This window comes from Paraburkholderia sp. JPY419 (assembly GCF_050435705.1).
GTDB classification, from domain to species: Bacteria; Pseudomonadota; Gammaproteobacteria; order Burkholderiales; family Burkholderiaceae; genus Paraburkholderia; species Paraburkholderia youngii.
In genome coordinates this window covers 2,607,567-2,624,653 of record NZ_JBNDKV010000004.1, presented here as the reverse complement: position 1 = coordinate 2,624,653, position 17,087 = coordinate 2,607,567, and the positions used below count along the sequence as shown (strand labels likewise).

Below are 17,087 nucleotides of genomic sequence, written 5' to 3'. Positions count from 1 at the left end.
CTCAAAGCTCTGCCACGCAAGGCTCTCCGAATTGATCAGGCTCGACTAAAAAGCGCTGGCATGCTTGGCAGCATCGACTATACGAAAACCGAAGCCGTTCAACTCGCGTCCGAAAAAATAGGAAAATATGAAGATGGCGAACAGATGTGGCGTGAGGTCTATCACATCACCTTCCAAGAAAAAAACGGAAACAAGATCAAAGTGATTGCCATAAACGAGGCAGCAGGCGAATTTGAATGCTCGCTAGGTGGCGTTGACGTCTTTATTGTTTCAGGTCATTTGCCATCACGCGACGCCGACAGAATGTTCAAGCAGATAGAGTGAGGCCCTTTGAATCCATGAAACACGCTTTTGCAGTCCTGCTGCTATCTTTTCCCGCGCTATGCCTTGCGGAAACTGGCCCATACCCCCCATGCGGCGACCGATTTCCGGCCTATGTGGCCCAGATGGCGGTGAGAAAAACAGACATCCTCTCCTTGGATTTCGATGCTACGAAAACAAAAGCGGTGCGACTGGCGTCCGAAAAGATCGGTAAATATGAAGATGGCGAACAAAAGTGGCGCGGGATCTATCAGATCACCTTTGAGGAGCGAAACGGAAATAAGATTAAGCTGGTTGCTGTGTATGAGATAGGCGAACTGGAGTGCACGATTACTGACGAACAGTTTCTTATCGTTTCGAAACAGTTGCAGCGTGTCGACGGGGACACTCGGTACAGGCAGATCGAGTGATCCTCGCCAGTTCAGGCGCGGACCCGCTTCGCGCGGGTCTTTTTACATTGAGCAAGGATTCGGCCTTGCGTCTTTATACTTTGTTCGGTCCGTCAATTTTAAAAAATGGAGGCATGCGTGGGCGCTCTTTCCATTTGGCACTGGCTGGTGTTTGTTCTTGTTGTCGTTATCGCGGAGATAATCCCGCTATGGCTGATCCTGAAGAAGGCGGGATATGCGGGAGCCTGGGCGTTGCTTGCTTTTATTCCGGTGGTGAACGTCGTTCTGCTGTGGTTCATTGCCTTGGCCCGCTGGCCTGCATTGAACTCAAGACAGTCCTGACCTGTCGCGTCCAGTTCGAACGGAAAAACTGAAATGGCCGGCCGCTATCGCAACCCTTACTAACGTGAGCACGTCTCCACTCGCGAGGTGATCAAGGAGACTGAATTGTGCGCGGTGTGCGTGCAGGTGCAGGCAAGCGTCGTAGCGACGACCGCCGCATAAAAAAACGCGCGACGGAAATATCCGTCGCGCGTTTGCTGATTGGCTCTGAAAACTACGAGCGCTCGGTCTTTACGACTTCGCCACCGCGGCCGCCGCATCGTCCTCGCGGAACAGCTTGTCGGCCAGGTGGAACGCTGAGTTGGCCGCCGGCACGCCGACATAAATCGCGGTCTGCAGCAGCACTTCCTTGATCTGTTCGCGCGTCACGCCGTTGTTCTTCGCGGCGCGCAGGTGCAGCGCGAGTTCTTCGCTGCGATTCAACGCAACCATCATCGCGATCGTCAGCAGGCTGCGCGTATGACGCGGCAGACCTTCACGCGTCCAGATCTCGCCCCACGCATAGCGCGTGATCAGGTTCTGGAACTCCTCGGTCAGCTCGGTGCGGTTCGCGAGCGAACGGTCGACGTGCGCGTTGCCCAGCACCGCGCGACGTACGCCCATTCCGGCTTCGTAACGGTCTTCATCGTTCATTTTGCCTCCGTCAGGAAGTCGAGCACGGTCTTCGTGAACTCGTCGACCTTTTCGATGTTGGAAATATGCGAAGCGTCGAGCTCGACGTAGCGTGCGCCCGGAATCGACTGTGCGAGTTCGCGGCCCTGCGCGGGCGTGGCGGCGAGGTCGTGCGTGCCGCTGATCACGAGCGTCGGCAGCTTGATGCCCGGCGTTTCGGGACGCAGATCGGCCGCGTCGATCGCGTCACAGTTCGATGCATAGCCTTCCTTGTCGGTATGCACGAACACGTCGCGGATCATCGCCAGCACGACCGGCTCACGCTCGATGAAGTCTGCCGTGAACCAGCGCGGCAGCACCGCGCCGGCGAGTGCGAGCATGCCTTCCGAGCGCGCCTTCGCGGCGCGCGGCACCCAGACTTCCGGCGCGCCGATGCGCGCGGCCGTATTGCACAGCACGACGCGCTCGAAGCGGTCGCCGTGACGCGCGGCGAGCCCGATGCCGGTCAGGCCGCCCATCGAAATGCCGCAGAAATTCGCGCGCGCAATCTTCAGCGTATCCATCAGACCGAGCACGTCGCCGGTCAGTTGCTCGATCGTGTACGGCCCCTTCGGCGCTTCAGAATGGCCGTGACCGCGCGTATCGTAGCGCAGCACGCGAAAGTGCTTCGACAGCGCCGCGACCTGCGGCGTCCACATGGACATATCGCAGCCGAGCGAATTCGACAGCACGAGCCACGGCGCGTGGCCGTGACGGTCGCCGTCGATGCGATAGTGAAGCTCGGTGCCGTTGACTGCGGCGTAGGGCATGCCGGTTACTCCTTGGAATGGGCGCGCTGCGCGCGCGTGGTGTGAAGCGTCAGCGCGGCATCGACATATGCGTGCGCCTGGCCGACGTATTGAGCGGGATCGAGCAGCTGCTTGAGGCGCTCGATCGAAAGATGTTCGGTGACGGCCGCGTCGGCGGCAAGCACGTCGTACAGCGTCTTGCCGTCGCGAATCGCCGCCTTCGACGCGCGCTCGACCAGATGATGCGCGTCGAGCCGGCCGATGGCATCGCCGAGCGCGAGCATCACCGCTTCGCCGAGGATCAGCCCGTGCGTGACGTCGAGATTCTTCGCGAGTCGCGGCACGTTCACGTTCAAGCCGGACGCGATCTGTTCGATGTTCGCAAGCGCGCCGCCCGCGAGACGCGCGAGATCCGGCAGCGCGTCCCATTCGGCTTGCCAGCCGCCGAGCGCGCGTTCGTGCTCCTGCACCATGCCGGCGAACACGGTTGCGACCAGGCCGGGCGCTCGCGTCGCGGCCGTCAGCACCGCCGCGCAACCGACCGGGTTGCGCTTGTGCGGCATCGTCGACGATCCGCCCTTGCCGGCCGCGGCCGGTTCGGCGAGCTCGTCGATTTCGGTTTGCATCTGCAGCGACACATCGCGCGCGATCTTGCCGAGCGTGCCGATCAGCATGCCGAACAGCGACGCCGTCTCGGCGATGCGATCGCGCTGCGTATGCCACGGCAAGGTCGGCACCGCAAGCCCGAGTTCCTTGGCGAGCGACTGCGTGACCTGCGGCGCCGCCTCGCGCAGACTCGCGAGCGTGCCGGCCGCGCCGCCGAATTGCAGCACCAGCACGCGCTCTCGCAGTGCATCGAGCCTATCGCGATGTCGCAGCAGTGCGTCGAGCCATTGCGCGAACTTCAGACCCAGCGTGATCGGCAGCGCCTGTTGCAGCCATGTGCGGCCGATCATCGGCGTCGCGCGATGGGTGGCCGCGAGTTTCGCGATCGCGTCGCAGGTGGCTTGCAGGCCGCTGTCGAGCAGGTCGAAGGTGTCGCGCAGTTGCAGCACAGTCGCGGTATCGATGATGTCCTGGCTCGTCGCGCCCCAATGCACGTATTTGCCCGCTTCGGCGTCCGCGGCTTTGACGCGTGCGGTCAGTTGCTTGACGAGCGGAATCGCGAGGTTGCCGCCGAGCGCGGCGTCGCGTGCGAGCGCGTCGGCGTCGAGTTGGTCGGCCTGGCAGGCCGCTTCGATCGCGGGGACGGCGGATTCGGGAATGACTTTGTGCGCGGCGGAGGCGCGCGCGAGTGCGGCTTCGACGTCGAGCATTCGCTGCAGCGTGGCACGCGGCGCCCAGATGTCGTTCATCGGCTGTGTGCCGCAAAGAAGGCCAGTCAGACGGGCGCTGGAGTCGAGCATGGTGACGACGATGTTTGAGGGAATCGGAAGTGAAGAAACGGCGCGGCGCGGCGGGTCGAAGCAGACACCGCGGTGGACCGGCGCTTGTAGCGCGCTCGTGCCATACGTATGCCGCACTTTGTGCTGCGTATTGTGCGCCAAACGCGGGCAGGCTGTCGCTGAAGTTGTCAGGCCAGCGCTGACGAAGAGTTTGCCTCGTCAGCGCTGGCCCGTTCGTGCAATGCTGCCTTCAGACGAGGCGCCATCGATGCGGCCGCAAGGCAGGCCGCCGCCGCGACGCCTCAGCCAGGCATCAGGCCGCGCGTGCGGCCTGGGTGCCGTCGGTCATCGGCACGCCGGTCAGCTTCAGCAGTTCGTCGAAGCCGATGTCCGTGAAAATCTCGCGCACGACGAGGCCTTCCTTCGTCACGTCGATCATCGCGAGGTCCGTGTAGATACGGGTCACGCAGGCGATACCGGTGACTGGATACGAGCACTCGGCGGTGATCTTGCTTTCGCCTTGCTTGGTCAGGTGCTCCATCATCACGTAGACCTGCTTCGCGCCGATCGCGAGGTCCATCGCACCGCCGACCGCCGGAATCGCGTCCGGTGCGCCGGTGTGCCAGTTCGCGAGGTCGCCCTTCGCCGACACCTGGAACGCGCCGAGCACGCAGAAGTCCAGATGGCCGCCGCGCATCATCGCGAACGAATCCGCGTGATGGAAGTAAGCGCCGCCCGTCAGCAGCGTGACGTGCTGCTTGCCGGCGTTGATCAGTTCGTCGTCTTCCTCGCCCTTCGCCGGTGCCGGGCCCATGCCGAGCAGACCGTTTTCGCTGTGCAGGAAGATTTCCTTGTCGGCGGCGAGGTGGTTCGCCACCAGCGTCGGCACGCCGATGCCGAGGTTCACGTAAGCGCCTTCAGGGATGTCCTGGGCAACGCGCTTGGCCATTTCATCGCGGGTCAGTTTCTTCATGTCGGTCTCCGGGTCAGGCAGCAGCGTCGTGAGGATTGGGCGTAGGGAGATGCGCCGCTTGCGGCACCGCGATCACGCGTTGCACGAAAATGCCGGGCGTGACGATTTCTTCCGGATCGAGGCCGCCGAGCGGCACCACTTCCGACACCTGCACGATCGCGGTCTTCGCGGCGCTCGCCATGATCGGCCCGAAGTTACGCGCGGTCTTGCGATAGATCAGGTTGCCCCAGCGGTCGCCCTTGTACGCCTTGATCAGCGCGAAGTCCGCATGCAGCGGCGACTCCAGCACGTAGTGACGGCCGTCGATCAGGCGGGTTTCCTTGCCTTCGGCGAGCTTGGTGCCGTACGCGGTCGGCGTGAAGAAGCCGCCGATGCCCGCGCCCGCCGCGCGGATGCGCTCGGCGAGATTGCCCTGCGGCACGAGTTCGAGTTCGATTTCGCCGGCGCGATAGAGCGCGTCGAACACATACGAGTCGGTCTGGCGCGGGAACGAGCAGATGATCTTGCGCACGCGCTTGGCCTTCAGCAGCGCCGCGAGGCCGATGTCGCCGTTACCTGCGTTGTTGTTGACGATGGTCAGGTTGCGCGCGCCCTGTTCGATCAGCGCGTCGATCAGTTCGGACGGCATGCCAGCCGTGCCGAAGCCGCCGATCATGACGGTCGCGCCGTCGTGGACATCGGCGACCGCCGATTGAAGTGTCTCGAAAATCTTGTTGATCATGTCGAATTTCCTTTGGGGGCGCTACGTGCCGCTGGGCTGACAGCCCTCACCAACCAGGCTCGCGGCAAGGCTCGCGCGGAAACAGTCTCCGGGCATGCTGGCGACGGCTCGCGAGGGAGAGAGCGGGCTGGCGCCTTCGATTGATTCGCCGCTGAATTTTGTTCGTTACATGAACAGTGATTCGTTTAGCGAACGCTTCGGCGATTATGGTTGTCCTGTGGGCGGATTGTCAAGGCAGGGAAACCCCCTTCATCATAGGTCGCCGCACGCGGCGGCGAAGGTGCGGGTTGCCCTCGTCGAGTGCTCGCCCTGCGCGCGAAAAAGCCGGCCGCGCAAAATCCCACTATGCTTATGGGCGATTTTTCAACTAGGCTCTATAGCGAAACGGCATAGGCACCGCCTTGCCTCGCCCGCCCCGCGAGCCATAACTAGCATGTCCGAGACACATCTGGATCTGAATCTGATCCCCTATCTGGTTGCGATGGAAGACACGCGCAACGTGAGCCGCGCCGCCGAGCAGCTCGGCGTGAGCCAGCCGCGCGTGAGCACCGCGCTTGGCCGTCTGCGCGAATACTTCGACGATCCGCTGTTCGTGCGCACATCGAAAGGCATGGAGCCGACACCGCGCGCGCTCGCGATCCTGCCCGCCGCGCGCGACGCGCTGCTGCGCATCGAGAAAGGCATGCTCGACGTGCAGGACTTCGAGCCGGCGACGAGCACGCACACGTTCTCGATCGCGCTGTCCGACGTCGGCGAGATCGTGTTTCTGCCGCGTCTTTTGCAGCTGTTCGCCGAGCGCGCGCCGTCGGCGAATCTGCGCTCCGTGACGCTGTCGCCGTCGCAGGTGGAGCGCGGGCTCGAATCGGGCGACGTCGATCTCGCCGTCGGCTATTTTCCGGACCTGGCGGGCACCAACTTCTTTCAGCAGCGACTCTTCACCCACCGCTTCATCTGCCTGATGCGCAGCGGACATCCACTGTCGAAGGGGCCGCTCACGCTCGAGCAATACGTGGCGTCGGGCCATGCGGTGGTGCGCGCCGAGGGACGCAGCCAGGAAGTGCTCGAGCAGTACCTCGAAAAGAAGCGCATCAAGCGGCGCGCGGTGCTCGAAACGCCGCACTTCATGAGCCTGCCTTTCATCCTCGCGCGCACCGATCTGCTCGCGACCGTCCCGCACGCGATCGGCTTCGCGTACGTGTCGGAGCATGCGTCGATCATGCTCGTCGAGCCGCCGCTGCCGTTGCCGCGCTTCGATCTGCGGCAGCACTGGCATCGCAAGTTTCATAACGATCCGCGCCTCAGCTGGCTGCGCGGCGTGGTCGCCGAACTGTTCAACGATGCGATGGACGAATGGCCGAAGTAGCCGCTCGAGGCAAGTCCGCGACCGCCCCGGCAGCGAAAGGGGCATCGGTATCTTCGGGCGCAAAACATGGAACAATGACCTCAGTTACTGACCCCGCGCGCAACGCAGCATCGACACGCGATCCAGGAGGACGACGCATGACCAGCAGCAAGGCAAAGAAAACCAAACCCGCAGCGGCCGTCGAACGCCCGAGCCGCGAAGAAGCTGAGGCAGCCGTGCGCGTGCTGCTGCGCTGGGCCGGCGACGATCCACAGCGCGAAGGCCTGATCGACACGCCGGCGCGCGTGACGCGCGCTTACGAGGAGTTCTTCGCGGGCTATCAGGTCGATCCGCGCGAAATCCTCGCGCGTACCTTCTCCGAAGTGGACGGCTACGACGAAATGATCGTGCTGAAGGACATCCGCTTCGAAAGCTACTGCGAGCACCATATGGTGCCGATCATCGGACGCGCGCACGTCGCGTATCTGCCGAATCATCGCGTGGTCGGCATTTCGAAGCTCGCGCGTCTAGTCGATGCGTTCGCGAAACGGCTGCAGATCCAGGAAAAGATGACGGTGCAGATCGCCGATACGCTGAACGACGTGCTGCAACCGGCCGGCGTCGGCGTAATTCTCGAAGCCGCGCATCAGTGCATGTCGACGCGTGGCGTGCATAAAGCGGGCGTCACGATGGTCACCTCGCGCATGCTCGGCACGTTCCGCACCGATCCGTCGACCCGGCGGGAGTTTCTGGCGATCGTCGGGAATCCGGGCGTGGTGGCCATGCCGAATGCCTGATGCGGTGAACGCAGGGGCCGTTTGGGGTTCGGTGACGATGCAGCCCCCGCCCCTGCGAATCCTGGGTGCGGCCCCGCGCGCACTCTCTTCACGCTCACCGGCAACGTCGTGGTGGGCAGGTGGGCTTGACAGTTAGTTGCGCCTTGACGATCACGCCCCGCCCCATCCACCCCCTCCCCACGCGCACCGCGCACCGCCCACAAGCCATCACCTATGCTGAAATCCAAGGTGCGCATGGCAGCCCACCAGCAGCAACAGGAGCGGCTCAATTGGTCGAGTTTCCGTTGTCGGCGATTTCAACCTGGGGCAGCGCGATCGTGTTCGTCAACGTCCTGCTGACGCGCCTCGGCGTACCGATCCCGGCCGTGCCGATGCTGCTGTTCGCGGGCTCGGCGATCGCCGCGGGCACCCTGTCGTTCTGGCCGACTCTCGGCGCGGCGGTGCTAGGCGCATTGATCGGCGACGGCACCTGGTTCGCGGCCGGCCGGCTGTTTGGCCGCAAGCTGCTCGCATGGCTCGGCCGCCTGTCGCCCGTCGTCGATACGAGGCTCGAAATGGCGCGCTCGCTATTCGAACGCTATGGCATGCCGCTCGTGTCGATTTCGAAGTTCGTGCCTGGGCTCGGCCTGATCACGCCGCCGTTGATGGGCACGACCGCCGTCGACATCCGCATCTACGCACTATGGGATCTGGCGAGCGTGATCACGTGGGCGACTTTCTGGCTGCTTGGCGGCGCGGCGGTGGAGCGCGAGGTGCATATGCTGCGCGCATTCGTCGAACGGCGCGGCGGCACACTCGCCGACATCCTTCTCGTGGTGGCGCTGGCCTATCTGCTCTACCGGCTGTATCTGCGATATGACGAACGACGCCGGTTCAGGCGAGCCGCGTCGGCCCCGGCCATGCCGATGCTGGCCGCGCCGACGCACGCGTCACCGGCGAGCGACGCATCGAGACTGCCGTGGAGCTGGCGGCACTCGGGTCGCCTGAGCCGCACGGCGCCGTCCCGCGTGCTCGATGCGCGGCCCGGCGCACCACTGCTCGATCTGCGAGGCCAGATCCCCGACGCGCTCGCGCTCGATCCTCACTCGCCCGAACTGATCGACGGTGCACTGCGCACGCACGACGTGGTGATCTATTGCATCTGTCCGGACAGCGCGACCGCGCTCGAAGTCTCGCAACATATGCGCCGCAACGGCTACACGCGGATTCGCGCACTACGCGGCGGACTCGATGCATGGCGGCGGCGCGGTTTCCCGGTGGGCTCGCTGGCTTACGCAGACGGTATGGCGGCCGATCAGCCACGCCCGGCGTGGCGGGGCGAAACTGCAGCTGCAGTGACGTTGCGCGGTTTCGCGCCGCGCAGCATGGAGCGCGCCTGAATCGCGCTGCGTCGCGGCCATTTTGGCCGAGCGAGCGCTCACGCTCACGTGAACGGATACCTGGCGTCAGAGCGCCGCGCCCGTACTCGACGCCCCCTGCACCGCCGAATACTCGTCCCACTGCGCCGACCGGGTGCGATTGCGTCCTTCGTTCTTCGCCACATAGAGCTGCGCGTCAGCGGCGGCCAGCAGCTCGACTCCGTTGGCGAAATCCGTGGCGCCCGGCAGCGCCGTGGCGCAGCCGACGCTTACCGTCACCGCCTGCGGCGCATCGTGTCCGCGCACGATGACGCGGTTTTCCACCTTGCGGCGAATTTGCTCCGCGACGGTGAACGCGCCCCGCGCGGACGTATCCGGCAGCACCACCGCGAACTCTTCGCCGCCGTAGCGCGCGACCAGATCGACCGAGCGCCGCGCCACGGACGCGATGCAATCCGCCACCGCGACCAATACTTCGTCGCCGCTCTCATGGCCGTAGGTGTCGTTGAAGCGCTTGAAGTGATCGATATCGATGAACAGCACCGACAGCGGCTTGTCGTCGCGCCGCGCGCGCTTCCATTCGTCGTCGAGCCGCTTGTCGAGCACGCGGCGATTGCTGAGCCCGGTCAGCGGATCGGTCGAGGCGAGACGCAGCAGCGCGGCCTGCGCGCGCTGTTTGTCGCGCAGCGCGAACGCGAGCAGCCACGACACGACCACGAACACCGCACCGAACCCGATGGTCAGCGCGGCCGCCACGTGGCTGCGATGCTGCCACGGCGCGAGCACGTCGTCGACGGCAGGCGCGATCGCCACGATCAGCGGCGTGCCGGGTACGTGCGCGTACGTAACGATGCGACGCACACCGTCGACCGGCGAGACCGATACGTAGGTGCCGGAGTCGTGCGCGGTCATCGGTACGAAGGTCGGCGACTTTGCGACGCTCGCGCCGATATCGCGCCCGTCGACCGGCTTGCGCGCGAGCAGCGTGCCGTCCGCCATCACGATGGAAACCGAACCCTGCTCGCCGGTGTCGATCCGGTCCAGCAGGTGCTGGAAGTACTCGATGCGAATCGCGAGCAGAGCGATGCCGGCGAAGTTGCCCTGCGCATCGTCGATGCGCCGCGTCAGCGCGATCGACGGCATGCCGCCGCGCAGCCGCGACATGAACGGATGCGAGAAATACAGGCCCGCCGCCGGGTTGCGCAGTTGCACCTGAAAGTATTCGCGGTCGTCGAGATGGACGGTGGTGTTGGCGTCGTCGTACTGTGCAGCGGCTACTTCGCCGTCGGCGCCGACGACATACGCACCGCCGAGAAAGGCGGCGGTGGTCGCGCGATCGAACAGCTTCGCCTGGCGTGCCGGGACCGGCAACGTCCAGGTGTCCGGACTGCGCGCGGCATCCACCATCGATTGCAACGACAGATTATAGATTTCGACGTTGCGCGCGAGATCCGCGGAAATGATCGACACGAGGTTTTGCGAGGTCTGGCGCGCATGATCGAGCATTTCGCGGCGGCCTTCGCCGACTTCGACCGCAGTCAGGATCGACATCGCCAACGCGACGAGCGTGCCGGCGACGCCGGCCACCCACGGGCGGTTGCCCACATAGCGGGTCATCCCGGCTCGAACGGCATGCAACGTCAGGCGCAACCGATGACGCAGCGAAAGCCCATGCTGTGCCACGCTCCTCGCCTCCTTTCGCGGACGATTCTTTCGGACCGGCAGCGCGGTGCGCAGTGCATGATGGGCTGCGGGTCCTCCGCGCCAGCGAGACGAGAGCACTCGCTCAGCCCAGTAGCTCCGACGCCGCGCGCAAGCGGCGTTTGCGTTTCCTGTCGAGCCAGGCCAACGCGGCTTCGATGTGGTCCGCGTCGGCAAGCGACGCCGCATTGTCGCGCAACAGCGCTTCGCTGGCGACGGTATCGTTGAGCAAGCCGAAGCGCTTCTGAAGCTTTTTCAGCCGCTTGAGCGTGCGCTTATGGCTGATTTTAAGCACCGGCCCGAAAAACTCGAACAGATAGCGCAGCTTCTTGCCCGCTTTTCTGACATCGTGGAAGGCCGCGTAATTCGAGCGTTTCGCATGGCGCGCGCGTTTCATGCGTTTCTTCAACGAGCGCTCCGACGCCCGAATGCGCCGAGCGGCAAATTTGCGCAACGCAATATCCGCATCGTGGGTGGCGTGCAGTTCCCCGGAAGTGGTGGCCAACGCATCGCGCAACAGATGTTTGACGTCGGCATTCAACAACGTCTCGCGGCTGGTCGCCAGCGTGTCGCGGCGCGTCTGCTCGAGCTTCGGCATCAACGCTCGTGCGTCGCCGCCTTCCTGCTTGAGCAACTCGATCAGGATGTCCCAATCGCGCGTTTTACCCGCCGCGGTGGCAAGGAACTTATAGACGGCGCGCTGGCGAGAATTTTCGCCCTTGTCGAGCAGCGGTGCGAACGCCCACCACAACGAACGCAAACGCCGCAGTGACACACGGAGTTTGTGCAGCGCTTCCGGTGACGGGTCGTCGTGTATGCCTTTGGCGAGTCTGATCGCCTCATCGACCAGTGGCGCGGCGTAGGAAGTAAAGGCTCGCTGCGCCGATTCTTCGGGTACCGGCTCGTTGGCTGTTTCACTGTCTTGCTTCATCGATGCTCCCGGAAACATGACCGTATTTCCAGCGTAGCAAGATCGATGCTCACGAGGGATTCACCGTGCATATCAGCGCGTTTCCCAGTTATGCGTTGGCGCGTCGTGTCGGCAGCGCCTATGCTCGACCGATGGGGCCGCTTCTCGCGCGGTCCGGCGAATGCTCCGGCTTGACGATGCAGTGTGCAGCGCGGCAAATGCCGCAAACAGACCTGAGGAGGATGTATGCGAATACTCGTTGTTGGTGCGACCGGCCTGCTCGGCTCGCACATCGTGAAGCTGCTCGCCACCGAGCACGACGTGGTCGGCGCAAGCCGCAAGGGCTCCGACCTGCACGTCGATCTGTCCGACAAACGCAGCATCGAAGCGATGTATGCGCAAGCCGGCAGCTTCGACGCGATCATCTGCGCGGCCGGCTCAGCGAAATTCGCGCCGCTCGCGGCGCTTGGCGACGAAGACTTTTCTTTTAGTCTTGCCAACAAACTGATGGGGCAGGTCAATGTTGTGCGCTGCGGCGTGGACCATGTGTCGCAAGGCGGCTCGTTCACACTGACGAGCGGCGTGCTCGCGCAACAGCCGATGGAAGGCAGCGCCGCGGTCAGCATCGTCAATGCGGGTGTCGAGGCGTTCGCGCGCTCGGCCGCGCTCGAGTTGCGCGGCAAAGCCCGCGTCAATGTGGTGAGCCCGGGGTGGGTCGCCGAAACGCTCGAATCGATGGGCCGCGATCCGTCGCAAGGGATACCGGCGGAAATCGTCGCGCAAGCCTATAAACGCACCCTCGGTGGCAGCGCAAGCGGCGAAGTCGTCAGCGCATCGTAGGCGCGACTGCGGTGCGTCCACTGCCTGGTTTTATTCATCACTTGCTTAGTCCAGTGCGCGGCGGCATAAGCGGCGCCGCGTCTATTTTTTACACCCCCATTGCCGTCACGCAGTTGTCATCATTGCGACACGCAGCGAAAGCAGCATCGAATACTCTGCGACCACATTTTTGGGGCTCACGCCATGCCGGAACTTTCGTATCCGCAACCAGGCGCCGCCAGCGGCAAGGGCCGTAGCGCAGGCCTGGTGATTTTCGCCGGCCTGCTCATTGCGGGCGTCGTGTACTGCGGTGTTCATCTGATAGACGATCTGCAGCCCGTGCGCGAAAGCTCGGTGCTGCCCTATCTATTGCTCGGCGTCGCGCTGCTGATCGCGCTCGGCTTCGAGTTCGTCAACGGCTTTCACGATACGGCCAATGCGGTCGCCACCGTCATCTATACCCACTCGCTGACACCGAATATCGCGGTCGTCTGGTCCGGCGCGTGGAATTTTCTCGGTGTGCTGTTGTCTAGCGGTGCGGTCGCCTTCGGCGTGCTGCAACTGCTGCCTGTCGAGCTGATCCTGCAGGTCGGCAGCAGCGCCGGGTTCTCGATGGTATTCGCGCTGCTGATCGCCGCGATCATCTGGAACCTGGGCACGTGGTCCCTGGGCCTACCGTCTTCGAGCTCGCACACGCTGATCGGCTCGATCATCGGCGTAGGCCTGATGAATCAGATGATGCACGGTGCGAATGGCACCAGCGGCGTCGACTGGACTCAGGCGCTCGGCGTCGGCAAGTCGCTGCTGTTTTCGCCGATCGTGGGCTTTCTGCTCGCGGGCTTGCTGCTGCTGATCCTGAAGGCCGTCGTGCGGGTGCCCGCGCTGTATGCCGAGCCGAAGGGCAAGGAGCCGCCGCCGTTCTGGATTCGCTGCCTGCTGATTCTGACCTGCACGGGCGTGTCGTTCGCGCACGGCTCGAACGATGGGCAGAAAGGCATGGGTCTGATCATGCTGATCCTGATCGGTACGGTGCCCACTGCGTACGCACTGAATCGAGCGGTCACGCCGGAGCAAACGCAGAACTTCGTCGCGGTCGCGCATCAAACCGCGGCGACGCTAGCGCGCTACACGCAGGGCGCGGCGCCGTCCGCGGATCCGCGCGCCGACGTCGAGGCCTTCGTGCGCACCCGTCAGTTGACACCCGCGACGCTGCCGGCGCTGCGGCAATTGACCGAGCAGATCGGCCGCCAGGTCGGCGAATTTGGCTCGATGGCCGCGCTGCCGCAAGGCATCGTCGATAACGTGCGCAACAACATGTATGTCACGTCCGAGGCGATCCGTCTGATGCAGAAGGCCAATCAGCCGCAGTTCTCGCCCGAGGACGCGAAGGTCATCGCCAACTTCAGAAAGCAGATCGATCACGCGACCAAGTTCATTCCGCCGTGGGTCAAGGTGGCGGTCGCGATCGCGCTGGGTCTCGGCACGATGGTCGGCTGGAAGCGCATCGTCGTCACGGTGGGCGAGAAGATCGGCAAACAGCATCTGACGTACGGCCAGGGCGCGTCGGCTGAACTCGTCGCGATGGTCACGATCGGTGCCGCCGACGTCTACGGTCTGCCGGTGTCGACGACCCACGTGCTCTCTTCCGGCGTGGCCGGCACGATGGCGGCCAACGGCTCGGGTCTGCAATGGGCCACCGTGCGCAGCCTGATTCTCGCATGGGTGCTGACGCTGCCCGCGTCGATCGCGCTCGCGGGCGGGTTGTACTGGCTGTTCCGTTCGGTGTTCTGAGTTCGCCGATCTGGTGGAAACCTATCCAGCACGAAAAAAAGCGCGATACGTTCTATACGTACCGCGCTTTTTCGTTGGCCCGCTAGTCCATACGATCCGCTTTTTAGTACACCTCGGGCACGATCATCGCGTCGGGCACCGGCTGGCGGCTATAGTCTTCGTGATAGACGCGCGACGGCAATTCGATGTGCGGGTGCTCGATCTCATGATATGGCACCTGGCTCAGCAGATGGTGAATGCAGTTCAGGCGCGCGCGCTTCTTGTCGACGGCCTGCACGACCCACCACGGCGCCTCGGGGATATGCGAGCGCTGCAGCATCACTTCTTTCGCCTGCGTATACGCTTCCCAGCGGCGCCGGCTTTCCAGATCCATCGGACTCAGCTTCCACTGCTTCAGCGGATCGTGAATGCGGTTCTGGAAGCGGATTTCCTGCTCTTCGTCGGTGATCGAAAACCAGTACTTGAGGATCTGCACGCCGCTGCGCACCAGCATCTTTTCGAACTCCGGCACCGAGCGGAAAAACTCTTCGTATTCCTCGTCGGTGCAGAAGTTCATCACGCGTTCGACGCCCGCGCGGTTGTACCAGCTGCGATCGAATAGCACCATCTCGCCGCCCGCCGGCAGATGCGACACATAGCGCTGAAAATACCATTGCGTGCGCTCGCGATTATTCGGCGCGGGCAATGCTGCCACGCGGCACACGCGCGGATTGAGGCGCTGCGTGATGCGCTTGATCGCGCCGCCCTTGCCCGCCGCATCGCGCCCCTCGAAGATCACGACGAGCCGATGTCCGGTCGCGACGATCCAGTCCTGCAGCTTGACCAGTTCCCCCTGCAGGCGGAACAGTTCACGGAAGTACTGCCTGCGCGCCTCGCGATGCTCGGGCGTAAATCCGGCCGGGCCGTCGATGATGCGGTCGTCGACCTCCATTTCGAGTTCTTCGTCGTAGGCATCGATGAGGTCTTCCTCGAAACGGCGTTGCCGCTCCGCCATCAATTCGAAATCGGGTCTCGGGTCCGGCTCATTCATTGCGGCTCTCCTCGCAACAGGAATGGGATGGCGCGTCGGCGGCTAGCGCGACGCGGTCGCGTTCGATTATCGAAGCGCGAGGTGTCAGCCGTGTTACCGCGTGGCCGGCCGCTGCGGACGCGTGGAAACACCCATGATAGCGAGTTTTGCCTAGGCTGCCGCCGCTAGTGCAGCGGCCGCGCGAAGCTCAATTCGTGGCCGTCCGGATCGGTGATATGAAAATAGCGCTCGCCCCACGGCGCATCCGCCGGCGCGAGCGACGGCTGCAAGCCCGCGGCCAGCGCCTTGGCATAGATCGCGTCGACGTCCGACACGTAGATGATCACGCGCCCCCACCAGCTGACCGGCGCGCGCGCATCGGCGATCAGGTTCAGATACGAGCTGCCGAACGCGAACGACGTGAAGGCCTCGCGCGGACCGCCGTATTTGAGCGGGAAGCCGAGCGCTTCGTAGAAGGCGACGGCGCGCTGCATGTCGCTGGTGGCGAGCGTGATTGCGCTCAGAGACTCGATGCGTGGTTCCGGCTGCGGAGGTTGCGGCGCTGAAGGGGTAGATGCGGACATGAAGGCGGTCTCCGTGGCGCGAGCGAGCGAGCGGCGAGCGACGGCCCCGCCCCGGAAAGTGTCTCACACGCGGTGGCCGCCAGTGCGGCACTCGGGACGACCCCGGGCGCCCCGCCCCAGACGCCCTTGAAAACCCGCGCGACGCCCCGCATCTCGCAGCCCGTCTATCCGGAGCATCGTTATGGGAAGCCGTCCACGCTTCATCGATGACCTGTCGAGCGCCGCATCCGACGCCCCCGGGCCCCAATCCACCGAACTTTTGACCAACGACGACGACGCGCTGCTCGACGCCTACTCCCGCACCGTGATCGGCGCATTGGAGCGCGTGCAGCAGGCGGTCGCGTTTATCGCCGTCGAGCGCCGGCTGCCCGGCGACGCGTCCGCGCATGGGCGCGGCGCGCGCGGCGGCACCGGCTCGGGCTTTCTGTTCACGCCCGACGGCTACCTGTTGACCAACAGCCACGTCGTACATGGCGCGACGCATATCCAGGTGACGCTGGCCGACGGCGCCAAGTTCGACGCCGATCTGGTCGGCGACGATCCCGGCAGCGATCTCGCGGTGCTGCGCATCGGTTCGCCGGAGCCGCTGCCGCATGTCGAACTCGGCGAATCGTCGAAGCTGCGCGTCGGGCAGATCGCCATTGCGGTCGGCAGCCCGCTGGGGCTGCAGCAGACCGTGACGACCGGCGTCGTTTCGGCGCTGGGCCGGTCGCTGCGCTCGAACTCCGGCCGCATGATCTACGACGTGATCCAGACCGACGCGGCGTTGAATCCGGGCAACTCCGGCGGACCGCTGATCAATTCGGCGGGTCAGGTGATCGGCGTGAATACCGCGATCATTCCTGGCGCGCAGGCCATCTGTTTCGCGACCGCGATTGATACCGCGAAGTGGGTCATCATGCAGATCTTCGCGCATGGCCGCGTGCGACGCGCGTATATCGGCGTGGCCGGCACGACGGCGCCGCTGTCGCGGCGTGTGCAGCGCTACTTTGGCCTGGGCACGCAAAGCGGCGTGCACGTCATGGAGATCGTCAAAGGCAGTCCGGCCGCGCTCGGCGGCTTGCGCACCGACGACACGATCGTCGCGATCGACACACAGCCGGTGCAGGATGTGGATGGTCTGCAGCGCACGCTCGATGCTTCGCGTATCGACAAGCCGGTCAGCGTGACGGTGTTGCGCGGCGCGCAGCGGCTGGAGTTGACGGTGACGCCGGTGGAGCAGGCGGGGTAAGCAGACTGCGCCCG

At 64.3% G+C, this 17,087-nt stretch carries 18 protein-coding genes; 9 read left to right on the top strand and 9 right to left on the bottom strand.

The features are described 5' to 3' along the window. Window positions 1-60: 60 nt before the first annotated feature. From QFZ91_RS40565 to QFZ91_RS40555, 3 genes are all read left to right on the top strand, one after another. The gene (locus QFZ91_RS40565) at window positions 61-324 is read left to right on the top strand and encodes a hypothetical protein (protein ID WP_429570738.1); all 264 of its coding nucleotides are present in this window, start codon (window positions 61-63) and stop codon (window positions 322-324) included. Between the two features lie 14 nt (window positions 325-338). After that, window positions 339-731, top strand: coding sequence for a hypothetical protein (locus tag QFZ91_RS40560; RefSeq protein WP_176384913.1), 393 nt, complete (start codon window positions 339-341; stop codon window positions 729-731). 117 nt (window positions 732-848) lie between these two features. Continuing rightward, window positions 849-1,052: a hypothetical protein gene (locus QFZ91_RS40555; protein ID WP_018433989.1), complete on the top strand. Its 204-nt coding sequence runs from the start codon at window positions 849-851 to the stop codon at window positions 1,050-1,052. Between the two features lie 231 nt (window positions 1,053-1,283). On the opposite strand, the gene pcaC is transcribed toward QFZ91_RS40555, so the two are convergent. From pcaC to QFZ91_RS40530, 5 genes are all read right to left on the bottom strand, one after another. Continuing rightward, complete coding sequence (gene pcaC, locus QFZ91_RS40550; RefSeq protein ID WP_176106674.1) at window positions 1,284-1,685, bottom strand: 4-carboxymuconolactone decarboxylase; 402 nt, start codon at window positions 1,683-1,685, stop codon at window positions 1,284-1,286. Further along, a complete protein-coding gene (pcaD, locus tag QFZ91_RS40545; protein WP_429570737.1) occupies window positions 1,682-2,473 on the bottom strand; it encodes a 3-oxoadipate enol-lactonase in 792 nt (263 codons plus the stop codon). Before pcaD ends, pcaC begins: the two co-directional genes overlap by 4 nt. A 5-nt stretch (window positions 2,474-2,478) precedes the next feature. Continuing rightward, complete coding sequence (locus QFZ91_RS40540) at window positions 2,479-3,858, bottom strand: 3-carboxy-cis,cis-muconate cycloisomerase (protein ID WP_176106676.1); 1,380 nt, start codon at window positions 3,856-3,858, stop codon at window positions 2,479-2,481. 292 nt (window positions 3,859-4,150) lie between these two features. Beyond that, window positions 4,151-4,810, bottom strand: a complete 660-nt coding sequence (locus QFZ91_RS40535) for a 3-oxoacid CoA-transferase subunit B (protein WP_176106677.1) — start codon at window positions 4,808-4,810, stop codon at window positions 4,151-4,153. 13 nt (window positions 4,811-4,823) lie between these two features. Further along, a complete protein-coding gene (locus QFZ91_RS40530) occupies window positions 4,824-5,531 on the bottom strand; it encodes a 3-oxoacid CoA-transferase subunit A (protein ID WP_429570736.1) in 708 nt (235 codons plus the stop codon). Window positions 5,532-5,964: 433 nt separating this feature from the next. Between QFZ91_RS40530 and QFZ91_RS40525 the strand changes: the two genes are divergently transcribed. The 3 genes from QFZ91_RS40525 (at window position 5,965) to QFZ91_RS40515 (ending at window position 9,049) form a co-directional block, all read left to right on the top strand. After that, the gene (locus tag QFZ91_RS40525) at window positions 5,965-6,894 is read left to right on the top strand and encodes a LysR family transcriptional regulator (RefSeq protein ID WP_429570735.1); all 930 of its coding nucleotides are present in this window, start codon (window positions 5,965-5,967) and stop codon (window positions 6,892-6,894) included. Between the two features lie 137 nt (window positions 6,895-7,031). Beyond that, on the top strand, window positions 7,032-7,670 hold the full coding sequence (gene folE, locus QFZ91_RS40520) for a GTP cyclohydrolase I FolE (protein ID WP_176125881.1): 639 nt from the start codon (window positions 7,032-7,034) through the stop codon (window positions 7,668-7,670). Between the two features lie 269 nt (window positions 7,671-7,939). Continuing rightward, the gene (locus QFZ91_RS40515) at window positions 7,940-9,049 is read left to right on the top strand and encodes a VTT domain-containing protein (protein ID WP_429570734.1); all 1,110 of its coding nucleotides are present in this window, start codon (window positions 7,940-7,942) and stop codon (window positions 9,047-9,049) included. 66 nt (window positions 9,050-9,115) lie between these two features. Here the strand turns inward: QFZ91_RS40515 and QFZ91_RS40510 are convergent, their stop codons facing one another. Next, window positions 9,116-10,711 (bottom strand): diguanylate cyclase, encoded by a 1,596-nt coding sequence (locus QFZ91_RS40510; protein WP_429570733.1) that lies wholly within the window; start codon window positions 10,709-10,711, stop codon window positions 9,116-9,118. 103 nt (window positions 10,712-10,814) lie between these two features. Beyond that, window positions 10,815-11,660, bottom strand: coding sequence for a CHAD domain-containing protein (locus QFZ91_RS40505; protein WP_368621585.1), 846 nt, complete (start codon window positions 11,658-11,660; stop codon window positions 10,815-10,817). 225 nt (window positions 11,661-11,885) lie between these two features. On the opposite strand from QFZ91_RS40505, the gene QFZ91_RS40500 reads away from it, so the two are divergent. Then, window positions 11,886-12,479 carry a short chain dehydrogenase gene (locus QFZ91_RS40500; RefSeq protein WP_013092348.1) on the top strand — a complete coding sequence of 198 codons (594 nt, stop codon included), beginning with the start codon at window positions 11,886-11,888 and terminating at the stop codon, window positions 12,477-12,479. 183 nt (window positions 12,480-12,662) lie between these two features. Beyond that, window positions 12,663-14,249: an inorganic phosphate transporter gene (locus QFZ91_RS40495; RefSeq protein ID WP_429570732.1), complete on the top strand. Its 1,587-nt coding sequence runs from the start codon at window positions 12,663-12,665 to the stop codon at window positions 14,247-14,249. A 103-nt stretch (window positions 14,250-14,352) separates the two neighbouring features. On the opposite strand, the gene ppk2 is transcribed toward QFZ91_RS40495, so the two are convergent. Both ppk2 and QFZ91_RS40485 read right to left on the bottom strand, forming a co-directional pair. Then, window positions 14,353-15,279: a polyphosphate kinase 2 gene (gene ppk2 / locus QFZ91_RS40490; RefSeq protein WP_176384989.1), complete on the bottom strand. Its 927-nt coding sequence runs from the start codon at window positions 15,277-15,279 to the stop codon at window positions 14,353-14,355. Window positions 15,280-15,443: 164 nt separating this feature from the next. Next, entirely contained in the window at window positions 15,444-15,842 is a 399-nt protein-coding gene (locus QFZ91_RS40485; protein ID WP_429570731.1) for a VOC family protein, read from the bottom strand. Window positions 15,843-16,023: 181 nt separating this feature from the next. Between QFZ91_RS40485 and QFZ91_RS40480 the strand changes: the two genes are divergently transcribed. Continuing rightward, window positions 16,024-17,073 carry a S1C family serine protease gene (locus tag QFZ91_RS40480; protein ID WP_429570730.1) on the top strand — a complete coding sequence of 350 codons (1,050 nt, stop codon included), beginning with the start codon at window positions 16,024-16,026 and terminating at the stop codon, window positions 17,071-17,073. The last annotated feature ends 14 nt before the right edge of the window (window positions 17,074-17,087 follow it).

Excerpts from the sequence above, each read along its gene's own strand:
- QFZ91_RS40565 (WP_429570738.1), top strand. The coding sequence starts at position 61 with ATGCTTGGCAGCATCGACTATACGAAAACCGAAGCCGTTCAACTCGCG.
- QFZ91_RS40560 (WP_176384913.1), top strand. The coding sequence starts at position 339 with ATGAAACACGCTTTTGCAGTCCTGCTGCTATCTTTTCCCGCGCTATGC.
- pcaC (WP_176106674.1), bottom strand. The coding sequence starts at position 1,685 with ATGAACGATGAAGACCGTTACGAAGCCGGAATGGGCGTACGTCGCGCG.
- pcaD (WP_429570737.1), bottom strand. The coding sequence starts at position 2,473 with ATGCCCTACGCCGCAGTCAACGGCACCGAGCTTCACTATCGCATCGAC.
- QFZ91_RS40540 (WP_176106676.1), bottom strand. The coding sequence starts at position 3,858 with ATGCTCGACTCCAGCGCCCGTCTGACTGGCCTTCTTTGCGGCACACAG.
- QFZ91_RS40535 (WP_176106677.1), bottom strand. The coding sequence starts at position 4,810 with ATGAAGAAACTGACCCGCGATGAAATGGCCAAGCGCGTTGCCCAGGAC.
- QFZ91_RS40530 (WP_429570736.1), bottom strand. The coding sequence starts at position 5,531 with ATGATCAACAAGATTTTCGAGACACTTCAATCGGCGGTCGCCGATGTC.
- QFZ91_RS40525 (WP_429570735.1), top strand. The coding sequence starts at position 5,965 with ATGTCCGAGACACATCTGGATCTGAATCTGATCCCCTATCTGGTTGCG.
- folE (WP_176125881.1), top strand. The coding sequence starts at position 7,032 with ATGACCAGCAGCAAGGCAAAGAAAACCAAACCCGCAGCGGCCGTCGAA.
- QFZ91_RS40505 (WP_368621585.1), bottom strand. The coding sequence starts at position 11,660 with ATGAAGCAAGACAGTGAAACAGCCAACGAGCCGGTACCCGAAGAATCG.
- QFZ91_RS40500 (WP_013092348.1), top strand. The coding sequence starts at position 11,886 with ATGCGAATACTCGTTGTTGGTGCGACCGGCCTGCTCGGCTCGCACATC.
- QFZ91_RS40495 (WP_429570732.1), top strand. The coding sequence starts at position 12,663 with ATGCCGGAACTTTCGTATCCGCAACCAGGCGCCGCCAGCGGCAAGGGC.
- ppk2 (WP_176384989.1), bottom strand. The coding sequence starts at position 15,279 with ATGAATGAGCCGGACCCGAGACCCGATTTCGAATTGATGGCGGAGCGG.
- QFZ91_RS40485 (WP_429570731.1), bottom strand. The coding sequence starts at position 15,842 with ATGTCCGCATCTACCCCTTCAGCGCCGCAACCTCCGCAGCCGGAACCA.
- QFZ91_RS40480 (WP_429570730.1), top strand. The coding sequence starts at position 16,024 with ATGGGAAGCCGTCCACGCTTCATCGATGACCTGTCGAGCGCCGCATCC.